Source organism: Microbacterium sp. NPDC076768 (assembly GCF_040687205.1).
Classification (GTDB): Bacteria; Actinomycetota; Actinomycetes; order Actinomycetales; family Microbacteriaceae; genus Microbacterium.
Map to the genome: position 1 here is coordinate 21,149 of NZ_JBFBMU010000003.1, position 23,314 is coordinate 44,462.

The following is a 23,314-nucleotide window of genomic DNA, read 5'->3' on the forward strand; positions in this document are numbered from 1 at the left end:
AGGCATCCGACAGAACAGGAGCATCGTGCGGATCGACACTCAGGCGCAGCGCGTCATTTGGAGCGCGAGCGACCTAAAAGCAGCGGCAGAATGCGAATTCGCATGGGGCAGAGCCATCGATGCGAAGTTGGGCAGAGTGCCTGCGGTCGAAGAGCCCGAGGATGCGACCCTTCGGCGTGCGGCGCGGTTGGGTGACGCGCACGAAGAGAATGTGCTCGCCCGCTATATCGATGACCTGGGAGACGAGAGTGTCCATCGCGTCGAGAAGGTCTCTTCAATTGACGCGGAAGCTCTCGCAGCGGCGACGCAAGAGACGCTGGACGCGTTGCGATCCGATGCGCTCGTTGTCTTTCAAGCTGCCTTTGCCACAGAAGAATTTGTCGGGTTCGCTGACTTCTTGCGCAAAGATGACGATGGTCGTTGGCGCGTGCAGGACTCGAAGCTGGCTCGAAAGGCCCGCGTAACGGCGCTCATGCAGCTGGCGGCATATGTCGATCAACTCGACAGGCTCGGGGTGCCCCGTGCCGATGAGGTCGACCTCATTCTGGGTGATGGTTCGCTGAGCACGCATTCCGTCGATGACCTCCTTCCGCTGTTTCAGGTTCGGCGCGCACGCCTGCGCGCGCTCATCGCAGATCGGCAGATCTCCGATGGGGCTGTGGGGGCGCCACTGGCCTGGGGAGACGACAGAGGCGATCTGCAGATCGTGGCGTGTGGGCGCTGCGCGACGTGCGAAGAACAGGTGTCGGCACACCGCGACCTTCTGATGGTGGCCCGGATGCGTCCGGTACAGCGCGCTCGCCTGCGCGCAGCCGGCATCGAGAGCATCGATGGGCTGGCGGCTGCGACAGAAACGCCAGCGGGAATGAATGGTGAGACGTTCGAGACCCTCCGCGCCCAGGCCCGCCTGCAGATCCGCGCCGATGCAGAAGGGGAGCCAACTTTTGATGTGCACTACGCCTCGGCGATCCACACCTTGCCTGTGCCCAGTCGTGGCGACATCTTCTTCGACTTCGAAGGTGACCCGCTTTACACCGAACCTGCCGCCGATGGCGCGGCGCAGTTGGCTGACGGTGCGGCGCAGTGGGGCATCGACTATCTCTTCGGCTGGGTAGACAACGCCGATGAATATTCGGCTCTCTGGGCGCATACGTTCGCTGAAGAAAAGCGTGCCTTCGAAACGTTTCTCGACTTCGTGAACCTTCGCAGATCAGCGCACCCCGACATGCACATCTACCATTACGCGCCGTACGAAACGTCGCACCTTGTGGCGATGGCCGCGCGATACGGCGTGCGCGAGGGCGAGGTAGACAGACTGCTTCGCGAAGGCGTGTTCGTTGATCTGTACCCGCTGGTGTTGCGGACAGTGCGCGTCGGTTCCCGCTCTTACTCGATCAAAAAGCTCGAACCCCTCTACATGGGCGAAGACGTGCGCACGAGCGACGTGCAGAAAGGTGACGACTCGATCGTGCAGTACGTTGCTGCGCGCGAGCTCGCGGTGGCGGGAGAGCAGGTCGAAGCCGATGCCGTACTCGCTGACCTTGCCGACTACAACCGCTACGACTGTGTCTCGACACGGCGACTACGCAACTGGCTGATCGAGATCGCCAGACAAAAGGGCGTTGCACCCGCACCGCCAGATGATGCCGACCAGATCATCTACGAGCCTTCGTATCGTTCGGTTGCATTGCTCGCCGACGCCGAACGCGCTGTCGAGGCAGGCGGCGACGGGCAGGTGCATCGGATCGCCGCTGCGGCGATTGACTACTTCCCGCGCGAGGCAAAGAGCTTCTGGGTCTCCCATTTCCAGCGGCTACGCGAGCCAGTGACGATGTGGGAGGGGACCCGCGACGTCGTGCGGATCGATCCAGCGGTGTCCGTTGTCGCGCGGGAGTGGAGTGTCGGCGAAGGGCGACGAGTGATGTCGCGCGACATTGAGGTTCGTGGCGAGGTGTCGCCAGGGACGACGCTGGGGGTCGGCTCGCAACCCTTCGCGCTCTACGACGTACCAGCTCCGTTCGACACCGAGGTGCCTTCGCGAGCAGTCCATGTGCCGCACGCCGTCACGGTGACCGAGGTGCTCGACGACGGTTACCTCGTTACAGAGTCCGCTGTGCGAGGGGAGACGTGGGACGAACTGCCGCTTGCGCTTACGCCAGCAGCACCTCCGCGCGTGGTGTCGCTCCAAGGCGCGATCGACGAATGGGCAGACGCGGTCCACGCGGCGGCGCCAGGGTTCCCAGAAGATCCGGCGACCGACATCCTGCGCCGTATTCCGCCGCGGACGGTATCGGGTGAAGCGTTGCCGGATGCAGATGGCGATGTCATCGACGCGATTGTGCGGGGCGTTATCGACCTCGACCGCAGCTACCTTGCCGTGCAGGGCCCTCCTGGCACCGGAAAGACCTACACAGGGTCGCGGGTGATCGCGCGGCTTGTGAACGAGTACGGGTTCAAAATTGGGGTGGTCGCACAGTCGCACTCGATCATCGAAACGCTGTTGTCCCGCGTTGTCGCAGATGGAGTGCCAGCGGGCCAGGTGGCGAAAGCGCCGAAGAACTCCGATGCAGATCCGGCCTACACGGTAATTCCGAAGAACGGTATGGCGAGCTTCCTGGCTGAGCATGCCGGCGAAGGAGCCGTTGTCGGCGGCACGGCGTGGGACTTCAGTAACACGCAGCGAGTCGACCGCTCCGGCCTCGACCTGCTGGTGATCGATGAGGCTGGCCAATTCTCACTTGCCTCCACGATCGCTGTGGCTGCGGGCGCGAAGCGGCTGTTGCTGCTGGGAGACCCGCAGCAACTTCCTCAGGTAAGCCAAGGCGCGCATCCCGAGCCAGTGGACACTTCTGCGCTCGGATGGGTGTTGGACGGCGACCAGGTTGTGCGGCCCGAGTACGGCTACTTTCTCGCTCGTTCTTGGCGCATGCATCCGTCCGTGGCAGCGCCCGTCTCAAAACTCGCCTACGCGGGGAAACTCGCTTCGGCCCCAGGAACAGAACGTCGCTCGCTTGACGGCGTCACTCCCGGCCTTCACCCCGTTCCGCTACGCCATCGGGGAAACGCCACGCAGTCGGTTGAGGAGGCATCGGAGGTGGTTCGGCTCGTTCGTGACCTTCTCGGACGAACCTTCACTGACAACGATCCTGCTGCTTCGACAAGGCCGCTCGCACAGTCAGACATCATCGTTGTCGCTCCCTACAATGCGCAGCGGCAGCTGGTGCTCGATGCGCTCGTGGATGCCGGGTTCCCCGACGTGCCGGTGGGAACCGTCGACAACTTTCAGGGCAAGGAGGCGGTCGTGTCGATCACCTCGTTGGCTGCTTCCAGCGGTCGAGACGCGCCCCGAGGCCCCGAGTTCTTGCTGCTGCAAAACCGCCTCAATGTCGCGATCTCACGGGCGCAAGTTGTCGCATACCTCGTGCACTCCCCGGCACTGCTTGACGACCTCCCGCGCACGCCAGAAGGCGTCGCTCGTATGAGCGCGTTCGCCCGTCTCGTCGGCGCAGCTGAGTAAGCACACCCGAGTAAACACACCCGAGTAAACACACCCGAAGCACATGCACACAAACGAGCAGATCCTACGCGCGGCTGCAGAGTGGACGTGGACACCGCGGGGAAGCATGCAGGACACAGATCAGCTGCGCCTCACGCGTTATCCGGAGCGACTCGGCGGGGGAGTGCGCGCCTCTCAGGTGAACTCAGAAAGTCCTGCGGATGAGGTGCTGAGTTACGCAATCGAGCGCACGCGTGCATGGGGTTCATCGGAGATCACTTTTTGGACTAATCCCGCTGACAGTCCAGACATCGAAGCGGCGTTGATTCGCCGCGGCGCACAGCACGTTGACACTGTGACGGTGTTTGCCTGCGCAATTGCCGAGGTCTCACTTCCGGTCGATGACATCGTTTCGGTCGAGGTCGTGCGCACAGGCGAGCAGGTGCGCGAAGTTGACGCGATCAATGTCCCCGTCTGGGGCCAGACCGCTCTGGACGAGAACGGACTTGCCGCCGAGCTGCAAGACGTGACCAGCGCGTTCGAGAGCGGCCTCAGCATTCAGGTGCTCGCTCGGCTAGATGGTGAGGCAGTGAGCGTCGGCGGCTGCACGATTGTTGACGGTTTCGTGCGCTTGTGGGGTGGCGCGACCCTTGGGGCAGCGCGCGGACGCGGCGCCTATCGTGCGGTGCTGGCCGAACGGTTTCGGGTCGGCTCCGAGCGCGGTGCGACGACTGCCCTGGTGAAGGGCCGGGTGTCGACGTCGGCACCGATCATCGCCAGTGCAGGATTCCAACGATACGGAGACGAACGCGCATACCGCCTTACGGTCGAATGACTGCGCACTTGTCGGGAGTTTTTCCCGCAGCACCCACAGATCGCCCAAATTCGACCGACATGCGTACATCCTCCCGACATCCGTACCGCGGGACGGGATTAGGGATGGGCAGGCGAGGCGGGGCGGCGAGGGGGAGGGGGGCTAGACGGTGCCGTAGAGGCGGTCGCCGGCGTCGCCGAGCCCTGGGACGATGTAGCCCTTTTCGTTGAGGCCTTCGTCTAGCGCACCGAGAACGAGCGTCACGTCGCGGTCGCCAGCCATCGCCTCGATGGCGGCAACGCCCTCAGGCGTTCCGAGCAGACAGATCGCCGTGACGTCTTTTGCGCCACGGTCGAACAAGAACTGGATCGCGGCAGCGAGCGAACCACCCGTGGCGAGCATCGGGTCGATCGCGAAGCACTGGCGGTCGCTGAGGTCGTCGGGGAGACGCTCTGCGTAGGTAGTCGGCTCAAAGGTCTCTTCGTCGCGGACCATCCCGAGGAAGCCCACCTCGGCGGTCGGAAGCAACTTCACGAGGCCCTCGAGCATGCCGAGGCCAGCGCGAAGAATCGGCACCACAATTGGCCGCGGCTCCGAGATCTTCACGCCCATGGTGGTCGTCACAGGAGTGTTGATCTCAATCGGACTGACCTTCACACTGCGAGTAGCTTCGTACGCCAGCAGCGTGACGAGCTCCTCCGTGAGTTGCCGGAACACGGGCGATGGGGTGCGCGCATCGCGCAATACCGAAAGCTTGTGAGTGATGAGAGGGTGGTCGGCCACGTGAACACGCATGGATACAGGGTAATGCGCCGTGCGACCGGATACGACATCGAACCCACTCGACGTGTTCGATCCCTGTCGTAGGCTCATGTCATGACCGCGGCCGACAACCTTGCGATGGAGCGTGCTCTTGCCCTCGCCGTGGAAGCATCGGAGGCAGCCGAGATCCCCGTCGGAGCCGTGGTTCTCAACGCTGCAGGCAACATCGTTGCCGAGGGGCGCAATACCCGCGAAGCGACGCATGACCCCACCGGTCACGCTGAAATCGAGGCGCTGCGTCAGGCGGCGGCATCCGTAGGCTCTTGGAATCTTGAGGGACACACCCTCGTCGTCACCCTGGAACCCTGCATCATGTGCGCAGGGGCGATTCTGCAGGCGCGGATCAGTCGCGTGGTGTTTGGTGCATGGGACGACAAGGCTGGCGCCGCTGGGTCGATGTACGACGTGCTGCGTGACCGGCGCTTGCCCTACCGCGCAGAAGTGATCGGCGGCGTGGAAGAAGAGGCGACTTCCGCTCTGCTGCGTGAATTCTTCGAACGGCGGCGTTAGCCAGATTCAGTCTGCCGACTTGAGGACGAAAACGTCGGTCGGGGGCGTCGGGTCGATCGCGGGGCGATAGACATCCGGCTCGATGTAGATGACCCGTGCGACGGGGACTGCTTCGCGGATTCGCGCTTCGATGGAGTTGATGTCATCCGCGGCTTCTCGCAGAGGCTTGTCGGCGTTAAGAGCGATCTTTGCCGCGACCATCAGCTCATCCGGGCCGAGGTACAGGGTCTTCATGTGGATGATCTTCTCGATCTCGTCGCCTGCGTTGATGGCGTCGACAATGCGGTCGTAGTCGGCACGGGTCGCTCCCTCGCCAACCAGCAGGCTCTTGGTCTCGATGCCGAGCACGATTGCAATCAACACCAACAGCACACCGATCATCACGGTGCCGATCGCATCAAATACGGGGTTGCCGGTGATGAGGGTGAGTCCGACGCCGAGCAGCGCAAATGTGAGACCGGTCAGTGCCCCGGCGTCTTCGAGCAGCACGACAGGGAGCTCAGGCGCCTTCGAGCGCCGAATGAACGACACCCAGGACTGCCCCTTTTCGCGAATGACGTTGCTCTCCCTGACAGCCGTGCGAAGCGAGAACGACTCCAGCCCAATCGCGATGACAAGAACCACCAGCGGAAGCCACCACCAGGTCTCGTCGATCTCGTGGGGATTGGCGAGCTTTTCCACACCCTCGTAAATAGCGAAGAGCCCACCGACCGAGAACAGGATGATCGAGACGACGAACGCATAGACGTAGCGCTCGCGACCGTAGCCAAATGGGTGAGCACGGTCGGGGTCGTGCTGCGCCTTGCGACGGCCGAGCAACAGCAAGAGCTGATTGCCAGAATCAGCGACCGAGTGGATCGCTTCGGCGAGCATGGACGCAGATCCAGAAAGCGCCCATGCGACGAACTTTGCGAGGGCGACCCCGACGTTCGCCAAGAACGCTGCGACGATGGCCCTGTTGCCTCCGGATGCACTCATGGCATGAGTCTAGAACCGTCAGTCGGAAGATGCGGGAGTGCCCGCCGTAGGATGGCGAGATGGTTGACTCGCTTCCCTCTCTTGCTTTTCTCGGTGCCGGTTCGATGGGAGGGGCCATCCTTCGCGGAGTGGTCTCCTCCGGCGTCCAGGTGGACGGAGGGGTGATCGCAACAAACCGCACAATCGAGAAGGCACAGGCGTTTTCGGGCCTCGACGGCGTCACGAGCATTGCGCTCGCCGAACGCCCAGACGGCAACGCTGAAGCCGCAGCGGCCGCGCGAATCGTCTTGGTCGGGGTGAAGCCGGCAATGGTTCCTGACCTGCTGCGCGAGATCGCGCCGCACCTCGCCTCTGACGCGATTGTCGTGAGCCTGGCCGCAGGGGTCACGCTGCAGACGTTCACCGATGCGCTGGGGGAAGACGCTCGCGTGATCCGCTCCATGCCCAACACGCCGTCGATGGTGCGCAAGGGTGTTACGGGTCTTGCCGCCGGCGCCACCACCACTGCCGAGGACTTGGCGCTCGTGCGTCGCCTGTTCGAGACTGTCGGCGCAGTGATCGAGGTGCCGGAGTCGCAGATTGACGCGCTCTCCACGATCTCGGGGTCGGGGCCTGCGTATGTCTACCTCCTCATCGAGGAGTTCACGAAGGCCGCGATGGGGCTGGGGTTCGAGCAGGCAGACGCTCGCCTGATGGCGGAACAGACATTCATCGGCGCGACGGCCCTGCTCGACAGCTCTACGCAAGAAGTGACCGAGCTTCGTCGCAGCGTTACCAGCCCGAAAGGCACGACAGAGCGCGCCGTGGCCGTTTTGCAGGACGCGCAACTTGATCGCACCTTCGCTGATGCTGCCGCCGCTGCGCTGGCGCGTGCCAAAGAGATCGCTGCGGGCTCCTAACCGCCCCGGACGTGCTCTTGCGTGAGGCGGTCAGCTTTCGCTGGAGACCGCGGCGAGCACTTCTGGCCAGCGACGATCCAGGATGCGTCCCCCGAGCGCTGTTCCGGCCCAGAGAGCGCCTGCTCCGACGACCACGCCACACGCCAGGCTCACCCAGCCGAGCGCGGGGAACCAGATCGCCGCGATCGCGAAGCCGAATGCCGGGGCGCCGAGCACGAGCGTGATGGGCCCGACGATGATCATCGCCAGGAACGTCTGTATTCCGCCGGACGATCCCCGGCCGAACGGACTCGCCTCTGGCGCGGGAGCCTGGCCAGGCAAGAAGCCGCCCACCCACGCCCCGGCCCCGGCCGCGATCGCGCTGAGGCCCAACGCGGAGCCGAGGCTGGCTGGCAGGAGGTCAGGTCGTCCGGCGACAAAGCACGATGCGACGCACATGGCGACGGTCACTGGTACGGCAATCACTCCGAAGCCGAGCAATCGTCCGGCCCTATCCGCGGCCCCACTGACGCCGCTGAGGATATGCATGGCGACGGCGTCATTGTCGTAGGCGATCATCATCTGCATGATCGTGCCGGTAAGTAGTGCGTTGACCGTGGGGATCAGGATGATGGCGGCGCTGAAATCGAAGCCGACAGTCTCAATCCCATTCATCAAGGACAGGGCGAGGAAGAGCCCCGGCAAAACCACCAGCATTGCGATGTTGACGAGGTGGCGGGGGTCGCGTCGGAAGAACCGCAGCGTGCGCGCGGCAATCGCACCCACCGGACCGGCTGGCAGCATCCGATCGAGTACCTTGCCTGAGCGCACGCGTCCGCCGCCGCTGCTCTGAATCGGCGCGACGAGGCGCGCGTCTAGCAGGCGCTGCGCCGTGAACCAGAGCACCACGACGGTTGCGAGTGCGATGACTATCCGAAGAGCCGCACTGAGAAAATCTCCGTGAGCAAGCGACGCAGAGACTCCGAACACGGCTCCTACTGGTGTCCACCCCGCGATATCGCTTGCAGCGGCAAACGCACCATTCGCGTCTGACACGGTGGAAAGCGCTCCGATGCCCAGGTTGATGATCAGGCCAGACGACGCGACCAACAGCACACCGACAGTGAGCACCAGGTCCCGCGTGCTGCGACGCGCCAGCCACCGGCCGAGGAGACCGCTGACGACTCTGGCGCCCAGCACGCAGGTGGCGACGGCGAGGGGAATCAGGATGAGCGCGGCGAGGAGAGCCGGCATGCTCACCGACCACCCGACAAGCATGAGCAACAGCGCAAAAGTCGTGCCGATGCCCCCCACTGTCGTCACGCCAGCAACGACGAACCCCGGCAGCAGCGCTCGCGCTGTCACCGGAAGCAGCGCAAACCTCTCGGGGGCGAGCGAGTCGTCTGCACTGATCAGGATCGACCCGATCCACCACGCAAGCACAATGACAGAGCCAGCGAGCACGACGGCTGCAACGGCATCGTTCGGGGCGAAGATACGCAGCGCGAGCAAACCAGCTGCGAGGAGCGCGAGAAAGCCGAGGGCCAGCATCCCCATGATGATCAGCGTGACGAACATCCACGGGTTGCGCGACAGCTGATGCCGAAACTGGCGCCACCGCAGGCCTACGAGGAGCGCAACCACGCGAGCGTCTCCGATCCGAGTTCGTGCGCCCCCACGAGAGTAAGGAACCGCTGCTGCAGGGAAAGCCCATCACGCACGTCATCGAGAGTGCCGTGCGCGAGCAATCGACCCTCGGCCAAAATGGCGATCCGGTCACACATCGACTCCACCAGCTCCATCACGTGACTGGAGAGCACCACCGTGCCGCCTCCCGCGACGAACGAGCGCAGGATCTGACGGATCGTCTCCCCAGACACTGGATCGACGGCCTCCAGCGGTTCGTCCAAGATCAACAGACGCGGCGCGTGGATCAAGGCGCAGGCAAGCCCGATCTTCTTGCGCATTCCAGCGGAGTAGTCGACCACGAGTGTGTCGCGATCGTCTGCAAGACCCAGGGCCTCCAGGAGGTCGCTACTGCGCGAAATGACATCGGCTTCGGCCATGCCGCGGAGCAAACCTGTGTAGCGCAGGAGTTCGGCGCCGGTGAGTCGGTCGAGCATGCGGATGCCGTCTGGCAGCACGCCCATGCGTGCCTTTGCCTCAGCAGGGTTTGCCCAAACGTCGGCTCCGAGCACCCACGCGGTCCCGGCATCGGGGCGCAGAAGGCCGGTCGCCATCGCCAGCGACGTCGTTTTGCCTGCGCCGTTCGGCCCGAGAAGGCCGAGCATGGATCCGGCAGGCACGTCGAGGGAGACGTCGTCGACGGCGACTTTTGCTCCGAACTGCTTACGAAGCCCGCGAAGGGCGAGCACTGGTGGGGCCGCTAGGTGATCGGTCATGACACCCATCCCACCACGAGCAGAATGAGGCGGCATCCACCGCCAGACGGAGTTTCTCGAAGAGGCTAGCGGTCTAGGGCAGCGAAGCGCTCGATGTCGCTGTTCGTGCCAGAAACGATGATCAGGTCGTGGTTCGTCACGATGGTGTTGGCCTCCGCATAGCGGAACGGCTTGCCTGGGCTCTTCACACCCACAACGGTGACCTTGTACTTGGAGCGCACACCGGATTCGTTGAGACCAACGCCGCGAATGAACTTCGGCGGGTACATTTTGGCGAGAACGAAGTCATCGTCGAAACGGATGAAGTCGAGCATCCGTCCGCTGACGAGGTGCGCGACGCGCTCGCCGGCTTCACGCTCTGGGTAAATCACATGGTTCGCGCCGACGCGCGCCAGGATCTTGCCGTGCGACTGCGAGACCGCCTTCGCCCAAATCTGGGGAACCTTGAGGTCGACAAGGTTGGCGGTGATCAGCACAGAAGCCTCGATCGAGGAACCCACGGCGACCACGGCGACCTGAAAGTCTTGCGCGCCGATCTGGCGGAGTGCATCGATGTTCTTCGCATCGGCCTGAACCGTGTGGGTAACGCGGTCTGACCACTTCTGCACGAGCTCGAGATTGCCGTCGATCGCGAGCACTTCGCGGTCGAGGCGGTCGAGTTCGCCGGCACACGCCGCGCCGAATCGGCCGAGACCGATGACCAATACAGGAGCGTCGCTCCGGAGCCCTTCAACCAACGATCGGCCTTTCCACGGGCAGTGAGTAATACTGCGTTCGTGATGTCGCGGCGACTGCCGCGGCGAGAGTCACTGTACCAATGCGCCCCATAAAGATGGTGGCTGCGAGTACATAGGTGGCGGATTCTGGCAGCTCAGCGGTGAGACCAGTACTGAGGCCGACGGTACCGAAAGCCGAAATTACGTCGAACAAGACGTGGCTAATGTCGGCCTTGGTGATTTGCGCGATGGTGATTGTCGAGAGGGCCACGATCGTTGCGCCCCAAGCCACGACACTGAGGCCGACTCGCTGCACGTCGCTGGGGATGCGGCGACCGAAAGCTTCAACCGACTGGCGTCCCTTCGCCTCTGACCACACGGCGATGGCGAGCACGGCGAGGGTGGTCACTTTGATTCCGCCTGCGGTGGAGGCAGAGCCACCGCCGACGAACATCAACATGCTCGCGGCGACCAGGGAAGAACCGTTGAGGTCGGCGATATCGATCACGTTGAAGCCGCCGGAGCGGGTCATCGCAGAGAGGAAGAAGGCCTGGAACGTGGTGTCTGCGGCATCCATCGACCCGAACGTTTTCGGGTTGTTGAACTCGAGAGCGAGGAACACAACCGCGCCGAGCAGAAACAGGAGAGTGGTGGTCAGCAGGGTGAGCTTGCTGTGCAATGACCAGCGCTTGACGTGCCACACATGCTTGGCGAGCGTGTAAATGACGGGAAAGCCGATGCTGCCGAGAAAGACGCTGGCCATCAGCACGGTAAGCACGAGATAGTCGTCTGCGAAGGCGGCGACACCGCCCACGTTCGGGGTGAACCCGGTATTCGTAAACGACATCGCGGCGTAGTAGGGGGCTTCCCAAAGTGCGGTGATCGGGTCGATCCCCGCCATCACGAGGCCCGGATACAGCAGCAGCGCGACCACACCCTCGATGAGGAGGGTAGAAAGAGCGACGGTCGTGAGAAGTTGTCCAACCTCACCGAGACGCACTGTCTGGCTTTCGTTGACGACACCACCGTGGGCGCGCATCGGGTTGGTGTCGCCAGCGGCCATCAGCTTCGCGCGAAGGCCCAGCTTGCGAGAAATCACCATTCCCATCAGCGAGGCAAGGGTCAGCACACCCATCCCGCCGATGTTCACACCGATGAAAATCAGCACATTCCCGAAAGGAGACCAATGGGTGGCCATATCGACAGTGGTCAGACCCGTCACACAGATCGTTGACACCGCAGTGAAGAGGGCATCGTTCAGCGGCGTGACGCTGCCGTTCGCCGAGGAGATCGGCAGCGAGAGCAAAACGGTAAACACCAGAATCAACAGCGCAAAGACCACGATGGCGAAGCGCGAAGGGGAAGAGGTGACCAGGTGTTTGAACCAGAAACCGAATCCGCGCAACCGCTCTTTGGGGGACGACGCCGAATCGATACCCGACATCGCAACCCTCTCTTTCGCTCTCGACCGCTCGAATTTGCACACCCGCCGCTAGTCGCCGAGCCTTCGTCATGGTACTCCGTGCGGGGGACGACTACCCTAATCACATGACCGACATCTTCGACGTGATCGCAGACGGCACGAGGCGCGACATCCTCCAGCTCCTGTTGCGACGCACCACAGAAGGTGAAACTGGCACGAGCGTGAGCCAGATAGTCGCCGATCTGGGTATCAGCCAGCCCACCGTGTCGAAGCATCTCAAGGTGCTGCGCGACGCCGAACTCGTCAGCGTGCGGGAGGACGGGCAGCGGCGTTTCTACAGCCTCGCCGTCGCGCCGTTGGAGGCCGTCGACGACTGGCTCGTCCCGTTCCTCGTTGACGCGTACGGCGATGACGCGCCTGACATCGACTACTTGGGAAGCCCCTTGCCCGGCAGTGCATCGCACGCTGCAGAGGTCGTCGGACGTGCTGCCGCATCTGCGAAGCACGTGGTTGCGACAGCCCTCAAGCGTCTCGGTTCCTGACCGAATCGACGGAAGGCTCTTCGGCCGTCTGTATTGCCGGCGACCACTATTGCAACTGGATGCGAATTCGATGAGAACGACGCTTAGTTACTTGTGGACAACCTCGCCCCCGTGGATTTCGGTTGGGCATGGAGAACCCGGGAGTGCGAAAAGGATTCCATCCTATTTTTACAACCCGTCGGATTCGAGTGACGTGTGTGTGCGAAAGCTGCGTGGCTGGAAGATGCGCTCTTATGAAGGTCTGATGGACGAATTTGGAGCCGTATTTCAGTTCTTTGATGGGTTCGGGGAAAACTGGCCCGCGTTGGGTGAACTTCTCCAGATCATGGACGACTGGCTTCCGGCCAAGGCGTACGTGCTCGTTATCGAACGGGCCGAGGAAGTCCTTGCTGACGATCCGGTTGAGCTACCAACTTTCCTCAAGGTGCTTAATTACGTCGGTGATGCGTGGGCGGAAGCTGTCGATGGGCCTGAACAGCATGTAAGGCCTCCCATTCCGTTTCATGCGTTGATGATTATCAGTGAGAACGGTACCGACAACATAAGTCGTTTCACCGCAGCTGCAGCCGAAAGGCAAGTTCCTTTGCGTCTGGAGAGCTAGCTTTCAGCAACGCTCGGCGAATCCTCGCTGGGCGGGTGGGTGAAGTGAAATAGGAAATCGGGGTTGTATGTCGTATGACATAGAGGTCTACGGAGAGACAGCCCTCCCCGTAGACCAGGCGCTAGCGCTCATGGCGGGAAAGCTCATCGAACGGAAGAATTCTGCCGATGAAGACGTCTCCACCATTGCACACCAAGAAAGCGGTGAGTACTGCTTCACGATCGAGGGCCCATACGACGTCGATGATGACGCTGGGGACATGCGGGAGGTCGATATCCCGAAGTCGCTCAAGTATCGCTATTCAATATTGGTGGAAGGAACGCAGGAGCCCCATGTGGGCCACGCGCTTCGTTTCGGAGAACAGCTCGCCCTTCTTGTTGCTGGTCGCATAGTCGATCTGCAGGTGGAGTCCAGCGTTCTGGTTGGAGAAGCTGCTGAGCAAGAAGAACCGAAACCTGAAGACGGTTTTCTTCATGTCAGGTGGCATCGCCGCTTGGATCTGGATAGCCGTTCTTTTGCGGCGCACTACATCGAGTCGGCGTCGAGATTGCTGCCGGTTGCATTGCCATTCACTTATGAGCCGAACCGAGGGAAGTTCTCGCGGGATGGCGGGGAGGGTGTCGACCGTGTGTATCGGGAGATGTGTGAGACCCGCCCACTCCGCATCAGTGGACGCAAAGGCTTGGTCTCTGGAGTCGTTGACTCATGGACAGACGAGTATCTTGCGAACTTCCAGGTTCTCGAGCTGAAGTTCGAGGCAACGCTACTCGCGAAGAAAAGTTTTGCTAGTAACTTCGAAGCATTCTTTATCGAGCTCGCTGAACGCTCGAACAGCTTTTTCGCCTTTGCTGAGATCAACCAGTCGAGATATTTCACGTCAATCGCGGATTCACAATGGGGCGAGTGGCCAGGGCTCCCCTCCAAGGCGCCCTGGATGAGTTGGTTCTCTCCTGATTATGCAGAGCTCGTGCGGCCACACCTGGTGGCTGAACGAGTCCGCGATCTGGGGAAGGGCACCTTCTACGATGTGCCGCTGCCTCCTCACCGGGCTGATCGAGGAGTCGAAGATTGGGTTCCGCGCGAATTTATGGCCAAGCAAGACGATCCTGCACAACCGCAGAGGTCTACGGCTGCAGCGTTGACGATGCCTGACGCGATCCGCTCGCTCGGCCAAGACCAGTGATCACATCCGTCACATGGGTTTACATGCGTCACAGCTACCCCATAGAGTGTGGACATCGAGAAAGGGGTACGTGGGATGCCCGAAGTTCCTGACGTCCGGTTCCTCACAGTTGCTGAGGTTGCAGAGTTGATGCGCGTATCGAAGATGACCGTGTATCGACTCGTTCATGCGGGCGAGCTGCCAGCTGTCCGCTTCGGTCGTAGCTATCGTGTGCCAGAGTCCGCTGTGGCTGACGCATTGCAACGACCAATCGCCGACGTCGGATGATGTCGGTGGCTGTTGCACTTGTGTGACAGCCGAGGCCGTCGGGTTTGCTAGACTGATCCGAGGCATTTTCCGTGCCCGTACCCGGGTGTCCGATTTCGGCGACACCTAGCCACTGACTTAGTGAGGTTTCCGTGGGTTCTGTCATCAAGAAGCGCCGCAAGCGCATGGCGAAGAAGAAGCACCGCAAGTTGCTTCGTAAGACTCGCCACCAGCGTCGCAACAAGAAGTAAGCGACCAGACACGAGCGCCTGTCTTCGGACGGGCGCTTTGTGTGTCTGGCCGTATTTCTCTACCGCCGAGAGGACGTCATGAAGTCGATCACTGTCACCGAACTCGCCGCACGCAGCGGAGTTCCGCTTATCGATGTGCGCGAGGTCGATGAGTTCGCCGCGGGGCACGTCCCCGGGGCTGTCAACATCCCGATGTCTGAGATCGGCAACCGTCTCGAAGAGCTGCCATCCGAGTCTTTCGACGTGATCTGCCATGCAGGTGGACGGTCGGCGCGCGTCATCGAAGCGCTGGAGACTCGCGGCTACGACGCCACCAACGTCGAGGGCGGCACCAGCGAGTGGATCGCGCAGGGACACGCAGTCGAGGTGCCTTCGGCGTGACCACGCTGACTCTGATCGGCAAACCAGACTGTCACCTCTGCGAGGTGGCATCTGAGGTTGTAGACGCGGTCATTGCCGAGCTGCCAGACGCCGCAGCAGAGCAGATTGAAGTTGTCGAAGCGTCGATCCAAGAAGATCCAGCCCTCTATGAGCTGTGGTGGGAGAAGATTCCCGTGGTCTTGATCGATGGTGAACTGCACGCACACTGGCGTGTAACCCCCGACCGCCTCCGCACCGCTCTTGAGCAGGCCGTGAGTGCGGATTCAGTGACCGTCAAGAAGGAATCGCTATGACAATCCGCCACGTCGTCACCTGGAAGCTCGCCGCCGAAGATGCGGACGAACGCAGCGCACAGGCCGCAGAGGTCGCCCGCCGCCTGAATGCGCTCGATGGTGTCGTGCCGCAACTTCTCTCCGTCTCAGCGGGGGCGAATTGCGCCTATCTCGATGCGAATTGGGATGTGACCCTGGTGGCAGACGTGGCCTCGCTCGCCGCGCTGGAGGAGTACCAGGTACACCCTGCCCATGAAGAAGTTGCGGTCTACATCCGCTCCGTCGTCGCCTCCCGCGTCGCGGTCGACTTCGAGGTCTGACTGGCGGTTTTCCCTCAGTGACGATCAGCGGAGGGATCACCTGGTGCGGTGTGACAATCGCCTGGGCTCGTCCAGATGACCTGCGCGACTTCGGCGAAGCTGACCTCGCCGCGCTGGGCGCTTCGCAACTCGATCGCTACCGTCAACTCAGCGGTCATCGCTCCGCGGGCTTTCTCGCAGGACGGGCGCTTATCCGCGACCTTGTCTGGCAGGTCCGAGGGCACGGTGCTGTCACGATAGATAGTCAGTGCATGCGGTGTGGTGATGCGCACGCGGCGCCGCGTGTGCAGGGCGTCGCGGTGAGCGTGAGCCACGCCGACGACCTCGTCGTCGTAGCTGTCAGCACAGAAGCCACTGCAGTGGGAGTTGACGTGGAGGCCGATTCCGCAGCTCCCAGGATTGCGGATCTCGCGCCTATGTTTGCACAGGGTGGCCTCCCCGACCTCGCTGGCTGGACGCGCATCGAGGCCGTCGTCAAGGCCGACGGTCGAGGCATCGAGGTTGAGCCAAGCACGGTGCAGTTTTCTCTCGATCCTCCAGGGGTCGCCGACGATGCGACCTGGATGGCTAGGCTCCCCGGCAGCCCCGCGACGCTGCGTGTCGTCACGTTGGCGGGGCCCTCCGGTTACACGCTGTCTGTCGCGCGCGACTGAGCTTCGCGGGGGAGTGCAGGTAGTGGCAGCTCATCGATCCACGTACGCATCAGATCGCGAGCCGCTGTCCCCGCGAGCTCGTCGACGAGTCCGAGAAAGTCGTCGCTAGACACGGCAAGGCTTGCATAACGCGAAGTCCAGGTGCGGGCCAGCGTGAAAAATGCCTCGGAGCCGATCGATAGGCGTAGTGAGTGCAACGCGAGCGCGCCTCTTTTGTAGACGCGGTCATCGAACATGTCTTTTGCGCCGGGGTTCGACAGCAGCAGATCTGCGGGGAGCGACGCAATGCGGGCGTAGTGCGCGAGCGCCTCGGCGTGCGCGCTCGGGCCCCCAGCGGCCTCCGACCATATCCATTCCGCGTAGCACGCGAAGCCCTCGTTCAACCAGATGTCTTGCCACCGGCGAACGCCCACACTGTTGCCGAACCACTGATGCGCGAGTTCGTGAGCGACGAGCCGCTCGCTGCCCCCGGCGCCATCGATATGGTTGGCACCGAAAATTGCCATCCCCTGCGCTTCGAGCGGGATTTCGAGTTCGTCCGGTGTGACGACCACCTTGTAGGAGTCCTGAGGGTACGGGCCGAATGCTGTTTCGAACACACGCATCATCTGCGGAAGATCAGCAAAATCGGCCGCAACTCTTGGTGCCATCGCTCGCGGGTAGTAGATGCGACCGGGGACGTCGCCCAGATTCACACGCTCGTCGACATACTGGCCGATTTGCACGGTCATCAGATAGGTAGCGGTCGGCAGCGGTTGCTGAAAAGTCCACCTCGTCCGGCCTCGCTGGGTCGACCGAGTGGCGGTTCCGCCGCTCACGACCGTGTACTCGGGATCTGCGGTGAACTCCAGCCGGTACGTCGCCCGATCGGAGGGGAGGTCGTTGCAGGGAAACCATGTCGGCGCTCCCGTGGGCTGCGATGCGACGAGCGCTCCGTCTTCGAGTTCCTCCCAGCCGATGAGGCCCCACCTGGTTCGACGTGGCGCGGGAGCGCCGGAGTATTCAACGGTGATCGCGAGCTCTTCTCCAGCCGCGCTCTCTTTTCCGAGCTGCAGTTTGAGGTGCCTCGCATCCTGCCGGAACCGCACGGCCCGATCGCCGCCCACTTTCACCTTTGTCGCTTTGAGACCGACGAGGTCGAGGAACAGGCTGTTCGTGCGTTCTTCAACGCGCACGTGGAGAGTCGCCGTTCCGGTGAGCCTATTGGGGGGAACACGGTAGTCGAGCGCCAGGTCGTAGTGCAGAACACTGAATCGTCGATCTCCGCTGTGCGGTGTGTATGCGTCAGCGGTCATGCGTCTGTCTCCTGGTAGGAGCGCACTTTGACCGCGCGCCATGGCCCAATCGGATTGCCGCTCCAACGGCTCCCGACCGGAACATACTCACCCCTCATCACGAGTGAGGCAGGGCCCACCGTGGCATCCGCACCAATCGTCGCAGCGGGAAGGATCACGCTGTGCGGCCCGAGGGTCGCACCGTTCTCGAGATGTACGACATCAATGCTCATCACACGATCATGGAACAGATGTGTCTGAACCACACAACCGCGGTTCACGGTGGCGCCATCGCCGAGGGTGACGAGGTCGGGTTCTGGCAGCCAGTAGCTGTCTGTCCAGACACCGCGTCCGATCTTCGCCCCCAACGTGCGTAGCCAGATCGCCAGTGCCGGTGTGCCGGAAGCGGCGTTGGCAAACCAGGGCGCGGCGACCATCTCGGTGAAGGTGTCCGATACCTCGGTGCGCCACACGAAGCTCGACCAGAGCGGGTGCTCACCCGCGCGGATCGGGCCGACGATCAGCCACTTGGCTGCGGTGGTCACTAGCGCCGCCACGGCGCCAGCGGTCAGCATGACAACGCTAGACAGCGCGACAGCCCAGCCCCACCCCCACGACTCGAGGATCGTGGAGAGCGCGAGCATCACGCACAACCCGATCGCGCAGGTGACGAACACAGGAATGACGCGACAAAGCTCCCACAGCGCCCTCGCCACGCGCAGGCCGGTGCGTGGGCGGTAGGTGCGTTCAAGGTCGGAATCGTTGACAACCCGGCGCAGTCGCGCGGCAGGCGACCCGAGCCAGGATGACCCTGCTTTCGCCTTCAACGGCGCGACCGAGAGCACAGCGACGAGACCATCACGCGGCACGTTGTGTCCTCCGGCGGCGAGACCGGAATTGCCGAGGAAGGCGCGCTTGCCGATGCGGGCACGCCCAAGGCGCATCCATCCGCCGTGCAGCTCATATGTGGCAACCATGGTGTCGTCCGCGAGGAACGCACCGTTTGCGATGGTGGTGAGTTTGGGGATCAAGAGCACAGTCGAGGCCTCAACATCACGGCCAACGTCAGCGCCGAGCGCCCGCAACCACAGCGGCGTGAGGATGCTCGAGTACAGCGGAAACAGGAACGTGCGCGCCGAGTCGAGCAGTCGTTCCGTCGTCCAGGCCTGCCACGCCACCCGAGAGCGCACCGGATAGGTGCCCTCAGTGAGGCCGATGCCGAGAAGTCGCACCAGCAGCAGCACCACGACAGTGAAGACCGCTCCCGTGAGTAGTACCGCAGGTATCAGCATTGCGAACAGGTGGGGAGCAGCTGCGGCGATGCTCGCGGCGTCCCGCGCGGGAGAGACCAGTAGTGCTGCTCCGGCGGCGAAGGAGAGGACAGGCAGAATGCCGAGGAACGTGGAGGAGAGGGCATAGGCCCAGAGCCATCGCGTCTTGCTCGGCGGGCGCTCGTTGGCGAACGGCTGAGAGGCCCCGCCCACGCGAGCCGCTGGCGAACCAGCCCAACGCTGACGTGAGCGCACGCGTCCGAATACGGCGGAGCCCGGAGCGATCTCCGCCCCTCTGCCGATCTTCGTACCGGGCGCCAGGGTGCTTCTCGCGCCGATCTTCGCATCGGCACCAATGCGGATACCGCCGATGCGTACGGTGTCACCGTCGATCCAGTAGCCCGTGAGATCGACCTCCGGCTCGATGGAGGCACCTGCGCCAACGCTGAGCATGCCGGTGATCGGCGGAATCGTGTGCATGTCGACGTCTTTGTGGATCCGGGCACCGAGCGCTCTGGCGTAGTAGACAACCCAGGGCGCTCCGGCGAGGCCTACCGGATCGACCTGCTGAGCGATCTGCTCAGCGAGCCAGAGTCGCAGGTGCACTCCACCGCCGCGCGGGTAGTCACCTGGTCGCACCCCCGCCAGCAAGAGCCGAGCCGACACCGCCGCGATACTCATCTTGCCCAGCGGTGTTGCGAAGACGACAAGGCCGAGCAAGAGCCCCCAACCGGAGACAACAGGCAGAAAATCGAACCCGGGAACCCACTGCAGGATCCAGCCAGCGGTGAGCACGAAGAGGAGCCAACGGATACCGGTGAACACGAACAGCGGCAGACCAGCGATTGTCTGCACCCACTGCATTCGTCGGGGCGTCGGGCGCTGCTGGCTGAATGAGCGGGGTCCGTCGTCGTCTGATTCTTCTTCTACCGCATCTGCCATCTGCCGCAGTCGCGGCAGATCGTAGACATCAGACATCGTGAACTCTGGGGCGCGGGTGCGCAGCCGTGAAACCAACTGCGCCGCGGCGAGTGACCCGCCGCCGAGCCGAAAGAAGTCGGCGTTCTCATCCCCAGGGCGCACGCCCAGCACAGCGAGCCACTGCTCCGCGACCCAGGCAGCCGTGCCAAAGAGTGACGATCTGCCGGGTTCCGCCGAGTCGAGCGGCCACGGAAGTGCTGCCTTGTCGACTTTGCCTGAGGTGCGAACGGGAAGGTCGTCCACTGTCGTCAGTAGCGGAATGAGAGGGGCGGGAAGGGTCTCTGACAGCTCGCCTCTGGCGGTCTGCAGGTCAAAGTTCTCATCCGGCACGAGGTAGCCCACGAGGAGTGGCATGCCACTCTCCGTCTTTTGCACCACCACAGTGGCCGCCGAAACAGCACTCAGGCGCTGTAGGGCGGTCTCTACCTCACCCAATTCGATACGTCTGCCGCCGATCTTCACCTGATCGTCGGCACGGCCTTGGAAAATCAGGCCCTCGGGTTCGAAGCGCACCAGGTCGCCCGAGCGATACGCCCGGTCCCAGCCAAGCGACGGCATCGGGGCGTACTTCTCCTGATCCTTGGCGGGATCGAGGTAGCGGGCGAGGCCCACTCCGCCGATGATCAGTTCACCGGGTTCTCCATCTGCGACCAGCTCGCCAGCCTCATCGACGACGGCGAGCGACCATCCGTCGAGCGGTAGGCCAATGCGGACGGGGCCCGTGCCGGTCATCAGTGATGCACAAGCAACGACGGTCGCCTCCGTCGGGCCGTATGTGTTCCAAATCTCTCGCCCTTCGGAGGCGAGGCGGGCGACCAGCTCAGACGGGCAGGCTTCGCCGCCAAAGATCAGCAGGCGTACGTTCTCGATCGCATCTTGAGGCCAGAGCGCTGCGAGAGTCGGCACGGTAGAGACCACAGAAATACCGTGGCCGAGCAGCCAAGGCCCCAGATCTTCGCCGGAGCGCACCAGCGCTCGGGGAGCGGGAACCAGACACGCGCCGTGACCCCACGCGAGCCACATCTCTTCGCAGGAGGCATCGAAAGCGACCGAGAGTCCTGCCAGCACTCGATCTCCCGCACCGAGCGGCGCATCCTGCAGGAAGAGTCGACTCTCGGCGTCGACAAACGCGGCAGCGGAACGGTGCGAAACGGCGACCCCCTTCGGCACCCCTGTCGAACCGGAGGTGAAGATGATCCACGCGTCATCATCCACCGTCGGTGGGGTCGCGATAGGGATAGCTGCGGTGCGCGGATGCGGCGCTTCGCCCTTGAAAAGTTCCGTGTGGTCTTCGGTTCCCGCGAGTTGAAAGCCGGAGTCGGTGATCATTCCGGCAACTTCCGCTTCGCGGAACACGAGATCAGCGCGCTCCTGCGGGTCGTCGGCATCGACCGGTACGTAGGCCGCGCCTGCGGCCATGGTGCCAAGGATCGCGATGTACAGCTCTCGTCGCCCCGAGGTCATCCGCACACCGATGCGGTCACCCGCGCGCACTCCGTGTGCGGCCAGAACAGCGGCGGTCTGCCGCACACGCACGAGCAGTTCGGCGTAGCTCAGTGCGCCATCTGCGTCTTCGATTGCTGACGCCTCGGGGTGCTGCGCCGCTGTTGCGCTGAGGATGTCGATCAGAGTGCGGGGTGCGGGAGCCTCAGCGCCCCGATCCAGTCCTTGTTGCACGTCAGCGTTCAAGGAGATCGAGCAGGTCGGCCTTCGAAAGACGCGAGTATCCGGTGTGTCCGGCTGCACGGGCACGGGCTCGAAGGGCGACGACCGTCAGTGACGAAAGATCCGGCGTGGCCTCCGGTGCAGACGCTGGCGCCTGGACCGAGGTGTCCGCGGAGGTCGCAGTCTTCTTCGGAGCCTCTTTCTTCGGAGCCTCTTTCTTCGGAGCCTCTTTCTTCGGAGCCTCTTTCTTCGGAGCCTCTTTCTTCGGAGCCTCTTTCTTGGAGGACTCCTTCTTGGAGGACTTTTTCGGTGCCTGCAAGCGTGCGGTCGCTTCTTCCAGTCGCTCGGTGGCAGCGGTGGCCTTCTTGATTACCTTCTTCGGGCGGTCGGCAACCTTCTTCTTCGATGCCTTCGACGCATCCTTTGCATCCTCGACGAGCGGCTTCAGCTTCTTTGCGCGTTTCTTCGGGAGGGTCTTGATCAGCTTGTTGGCGCTCTTAGCTGCGTCTTTCGCCGCGTCTAGAGCGGCCTCAGCGTTGCGTTGTGACGTCTTCTTCTTGGCCATGATCTCTTCCCTTTGCATGTGGAGCATGTGCGCTCAAGCGATAACGGGAAGCAAGGTAGTGCGCGTAGGTGAACAGTTGGTGCCGCACCCTGGTGCGCAGGCGCGCATCTGAAACACAAACGTAATGCGCCTTGCCGCGATGTCATTGGTCACGCGACGAGCCGCGTGCTTGAATGTTCTCCTACCCGCCTGGGCCTCGCCCTCGTCTCACAGGAGCACATATGCCTCGTCGCAACCTCTTCGCCGGTCTCGCAATTGCGGCTACCGCTACCCTCGCGCTCGCTGGCTGCGCGACCGGATCTGATGACGCAGGAAGCGACACGGAACCCGCAGCGGACAACGAGTACGGCCTGATCGAGGCAGGGACGCTGACCGTCTGCTCTGACATTCCTTACGCTCCGTTTGAGTTCGAAGACCCGAGCACCGAGACCGGATACTCCGGGTACGACATCGACCTGCTCGGCGCGATTGCGGAGAACCTCGGACTCGAGCTCGCTGTTCAGGATGTGGGCTTCGATGCTCTGCAGTCCGGCACGACGCTCGCCGCCGGACAGTGCGACATTGGTGCGTCTGCCATGACGATCACCGAAGAGCGCAAGGCGAACATCGACTTCTCTGACCCGTACTACGACTCGCTGCAGTCGCTGCTCGTGCGCACGGACTCCGGCATCGAGTCGATCGACGACCTCGATGGCAAGAACGTCGGAGTGCAGCAGGGCAGCACCGGCGAGACGTACGCAGGCGAGAACGCTCCAGGCGCACAGCTCGTGCAGTACCCCTCTGACGGTGAACTGTGGCCGGCGATCCAGGCAGGCCAGATCGAAGCGATCCTGCAGGACCAGCCCGTCAACCTCGAGCACGAGAAGGCGGACGAGGCCTACGAGATCGTCGAGACTTACAACACCGACGAGTCCTACGGCTTCGCTTTTGCAAAGGGCGAGAAGGATGCGCTCCGCGACGCGGTCAACGCAGCGCTCCAGGAACTGCGCGACAGCGGCGACTACCAGACGATCTACGACACCTACTTCACCGCAAATTAATCGGTAGGCACGGGAGGTCGGGAGGACCTT

23 protein-coding genes are annotated in these 23,314 nt (G+C 62.9%); 14 read left to right on the top strand and 9 right to left on the bottom strand.

Translation table 11 applies throughout. From position 1 onward, the window contains the following. Positions 1 to 25: 25 nt before the first annotated feature. Both AB0O87_RS12290 and AB0O87_RS12295 read left to right on the top strand, forming a co-directional pair. On the top strand, positions 26 to 3,517 hold the full coding sequence (locus AB0O87_RS12290; protein ID WP_363516325.1) for a TM0106 family RecB-like putative nuclease: 3,492 nt from the start codon (positions 26 to 28) through the stop codon (positions 3,515 to 3,517). Positions 3,518 to 3,623: 106 nt separating this feature from the next. After that, positions 3,624 to 4,331 (top strand): hypothetical protein, encoded by a 708-nt coding sequence (locus AB0O87_RS12295; RefSeq protein WP_363516328.1) that lies wholly within the window; start codon positions 3,624 to 3,626, stop codon positions 4,329 to 4,331. A 141-nt stretch (positions 4,332 to 4,472) separates the two neighbouring features. Here AB0O87_RS12295 and upp read toward each other — a convergent pair whose 3' ends face one another. Further along, positions 4,473 to 5,105 (bottom strand): uracil phosphoribosyltransferase, encoded by a 633-nt coding sequence (gene upp / locus AB0O87_RS12300; RefSeq protein WP_363516331.1) that lies wholly within the window; start codon positions 5,103 to 5,105, stop codon positions 4,473 to 4,475. 81 nt (positions 5,106 to 5,186) lie between these two features. Between upp and tadA the strand changes: the two genes are divergently transcribed. Further along, positions 5,187 to 5,642, top strand: a complete 456-nt coding sequence (gene tadA / locus AB0O87_RS12305) for a tRNA adenosine(34) deaminase TadA (RefSeq protein ID WP_363516334.1) — start codon at positions 5,187 to 5,189, stop codon at positions 5,640 to 5,642. Between the two features lie 6 nt (positions 5,643 to 5,648). Here the strand turns inward: tadA and AB0O87_RS12310 are convergent, their stop codons facing one another. After that, positions 5,649 to 6,620, bottom strand: a complete 972-nt coding sequence (locus tag AB0O87_RS12310; protein ID WP_363516337.1) for a cation diffusion facilitator family transporter — start codon at positions 6,618 to 6,620, stop codon at positions 5,649 to 5,651. 59 nt (positions 6,621 to 6,679) lie between these two features. Here AB0O87_RS12310 and proC point away from each other — a divergent pair, with 59 nt between their 5' ends. Then, entirely contained in the window at positions 6,680 to 7,519 is an 840-nt protein-coding gene (proC, locus tag AB0O87_RS12315) for a pyrroline-5-carboxylate reductase (RefSeq protein WP_363516340.1), read from the top strand. Between the two features lie 30 nt (positions 7,520 to 7,549). On the opposite strand, the gene AB0O87_RS12320 is transcribed toward proC, so the two are convergent. The 4 genes from AB0O87_RS12320 to AB0O87_RS12335 form a co-directional block, all read right to left on the bottom strand. Continuing rightward, entirely contained in the window at positions 7,550 to 9,142 is a 1,593-nt protein-coding gene (locus AB0O87_RS12320; protein WP_363516343.1) for a hypothetical protein, read from the bottom strand. Beyond that, positions 9,124 to 9,900 carry an ABC transporter ATP-binding protein gene (locus tag AB0O87_RS12325; protein WP_363516346.1) on the bottom strand — a complete coding sequence of 259 codons (777 nt, stop codon included), beginning with the start codon at positions 9,898 to 9,900 and terminating at the stop codon, positions 9,124 to 9,126. Before AB0O87_RS12325 ends, AB0O87_RS12320 begins: the two co-directional genes overlap by 19 nt. A gap of 65 nt (positions 9,901 to 9,965) precedes the next feature. Beyond that, positions 9,966 to 10,637 (bottom strand): TrkA family potassium uptake protein, encoded by a 672-nt coding sequence (locus AB0O87_RS12330; protein ID WP_363516349.1) that lies wholly within the window; start codon positions 10,635 to 10,637, stop codon positions 9,966 to 9,968. Then, positions 10,630 to 12,060, bottom strand: a complete 1,431-nt coding sequence (locus AB0O87_RS12335; RefSeq protein WP_363516352.1) for a potassium transporter TrkG — start codon at positions 12,058 to 12,060, stop codon at positions 10,630 to 10,632. Before AB0O87_RS12335 ends, AB0O87_RS12330 begins: the two co-directional genes overlap by 8 nt. A gap of 104 nt (positions 12,061 to 12,164) precedes the next feature. On the opposite strand from AB0O87_RS12335, the gene AB0O87_RS12340 reads away from it, so the two are divergent. The 9 genes from AB0O87_RS12340 (at position 12,165) to AB0O87_RS12380 (ending at position 16,488) form a co-directional block, all read left to right on the top strand. Then, positions 12,165 to 12,581: a metalloregulator ArsR/SmtB family transcription factor gene (locus AB0O87_RS12340; RefSeq protein ID WP_363516355.1), complete on the top strand. Its 417-nt coding sequence runs from the start codon at positions 12,165 to 12,167 to the stop codon at positions 12,579 to 12,581. Between the two features lie 70 nt (positions 12,582 to 12,651). Further along, complete coding sequence (locus AB0O87_RS12345) at positions 12,652 to 13,182, top strand: barstar family protein (RefSeq protein WP_363516358.1); 531 nt, start codon at positions 12,652 to 12,654, stop codon at positions 13,180 to 13,182. Positions 13,183 to 13,249: 67 nt separating this feature from the next. Next, on the top strand, positions 13,250 to 14,365 hold the full coding sequence (locus AB0O87_RS12350) for a hypothetical protein (RefSeq protein WP_363516361.1): 1,116 nt from the start codon (positions 13,250 to 13,252) through the stop codon (positions 14,363 to 14,365). Between the two features lie 75 nt (positions 14,366 to 14,440). After that, positions 14,441 to 14,632 (top strand): helix-turn-helix domain-containing protein, encoded by a 192-nt coding sequence (locus AB0O87_RS12355; protein WP_017204627.1) that lies wholly within the window; start codon positions 14,441 to 14,443, stop codon positions 14,630 to 14,632. 131 nt (positions 14,633 to 14,763) lie between these two features. Beyond that, a complete protein-coding gene (locus tag AB0O87_RS12360; protein WP_003792170.1) occupies positions 14,764 to 14,862 on the top strand; it encodes an AURKAIP1/COX24 domain-containing protein in 99 nt (32 codons plus the stop codon). 78 nt (positions 14,863 to 14,940) lie between these two features. Further along, on the top strand, positions 14,941 to 15,243 hold the full coding sequence (locus AB0O87_RS12365; RefSeq protein WP_363516364.1) for a rhodanese-like domain-containing protein: 303 nt from the start codon (positions 14,941 to 14,943) through the stop codon (positions 15,241 to 15,243). Beyond that, positions 15,240 to 15,536: a glutaredoxin family protein gene (locus AB0O87_RS12370; protein WP_363516367.1), complete on the top strand. Its 297-nt coding sequence runs from the start codon at positions 15,240 to 15,242 to the stop codon at positions 15,534 to 15,536. The genes AB0O87_RS12365 and AB0O87_RS12370 overlap by 4 nt, the downstream gene beginning before the upstream one ends. After that, positions 15,533 to 15,835, top strand: coding sequence for a Dabb family protein (locus tag AB0O87_RS12375; RefSeq protein WP_363516370.1), 303 nt, complete (start codon positions 15,533 to 15,535; stop codon positions 15,833 to 15,835). The genes AB0O87_RS12370 and AB0O87_RS12375 overlap by 4 nt, the downstream gene beginning before the upstream one ends. A gap of 17 nt (positions 15,836 to 15,852) precedes the next feature. Then, positions 15,853 to 16,488, top strand: a complete 636-nt coding sequence (locus tag AB0O87_RS12380; protein WP_363516373.1) for a 4-phosphopantetheinyl transferase — start codon at positions 15,853 to 15,855, stop codon at positions 16,486 to 16,488. Here the strand turns inward: AB0O87_RS12380 and AB0O87_RS12385 are convergent. Genes AB0O87_RS12385 through AB0O87_RS12395 form a run of 3 tightly spaced genes read right to left on the bottom strand, consistent with a single transcriptional unit; the run spans position 16,461 to position 22,244 of the window. After that, entirely contained in the window at positions 16,461 to 17,783 is a 1,323-nt protein-coding gene (locus AB0O87_RS12385; RefSeq protein WP_363516376.1) for a M1 family metallopeptidase, read from the bottom strand. The genes AB0O87_RS12380 and AB0O87_RS12385 overlap by 28 nt on opposite strands. Continuing rightward, the gene (locus tag AB0O87_RS12390; RefSeq protein WP_363516379.1) at positions 17,780 to 21,691 is read right to left on the bottom strand and encodes a Pls/PosA family non-ribosomal peptide synthetase; all 3,912 of its coding nucleotides are present in this window, start codon (positions 21,689 to 21,691) and stop codon (positions 17,780 to 17,782) included. Before AB0O87_RS12390 ends, AB0O87_RS12385 begins: the two co-directional genes overlap by 4 nt. 1 nt (position 21,692) lies before the next feature. Further along, complete coding sequence (locus AB0O87_RS12395; RefSeq protein ID WP_363516382.1) at positions 21,693 to 22,244, bottom strand: hypothetical protein; 552 nt, start codon at positions 22,242 to 22,244, stop codon at positions 21,693 to 21,695. Between the two features lie 221 nt (positions 22,245 to 22,465). On the opposite strand from AB0O87_RS12395, the gene AB0O87_RS12400 reads away from it, so the two are divergent. Beyond that, positions 22,466 to 23,284 (top strand): transporter substrate-binding domain-containing protein, encoded by an 819-nt coding sequence (locus AB0O87_RS12400; protein ID WP_363516385.1) that lies wholly within the window; start codon positions 22,466 to 22,468, stop codon positions 23,282 to 23,284. Positions 23,285 to 23,314: the final 30 nt, after the last annotated feature.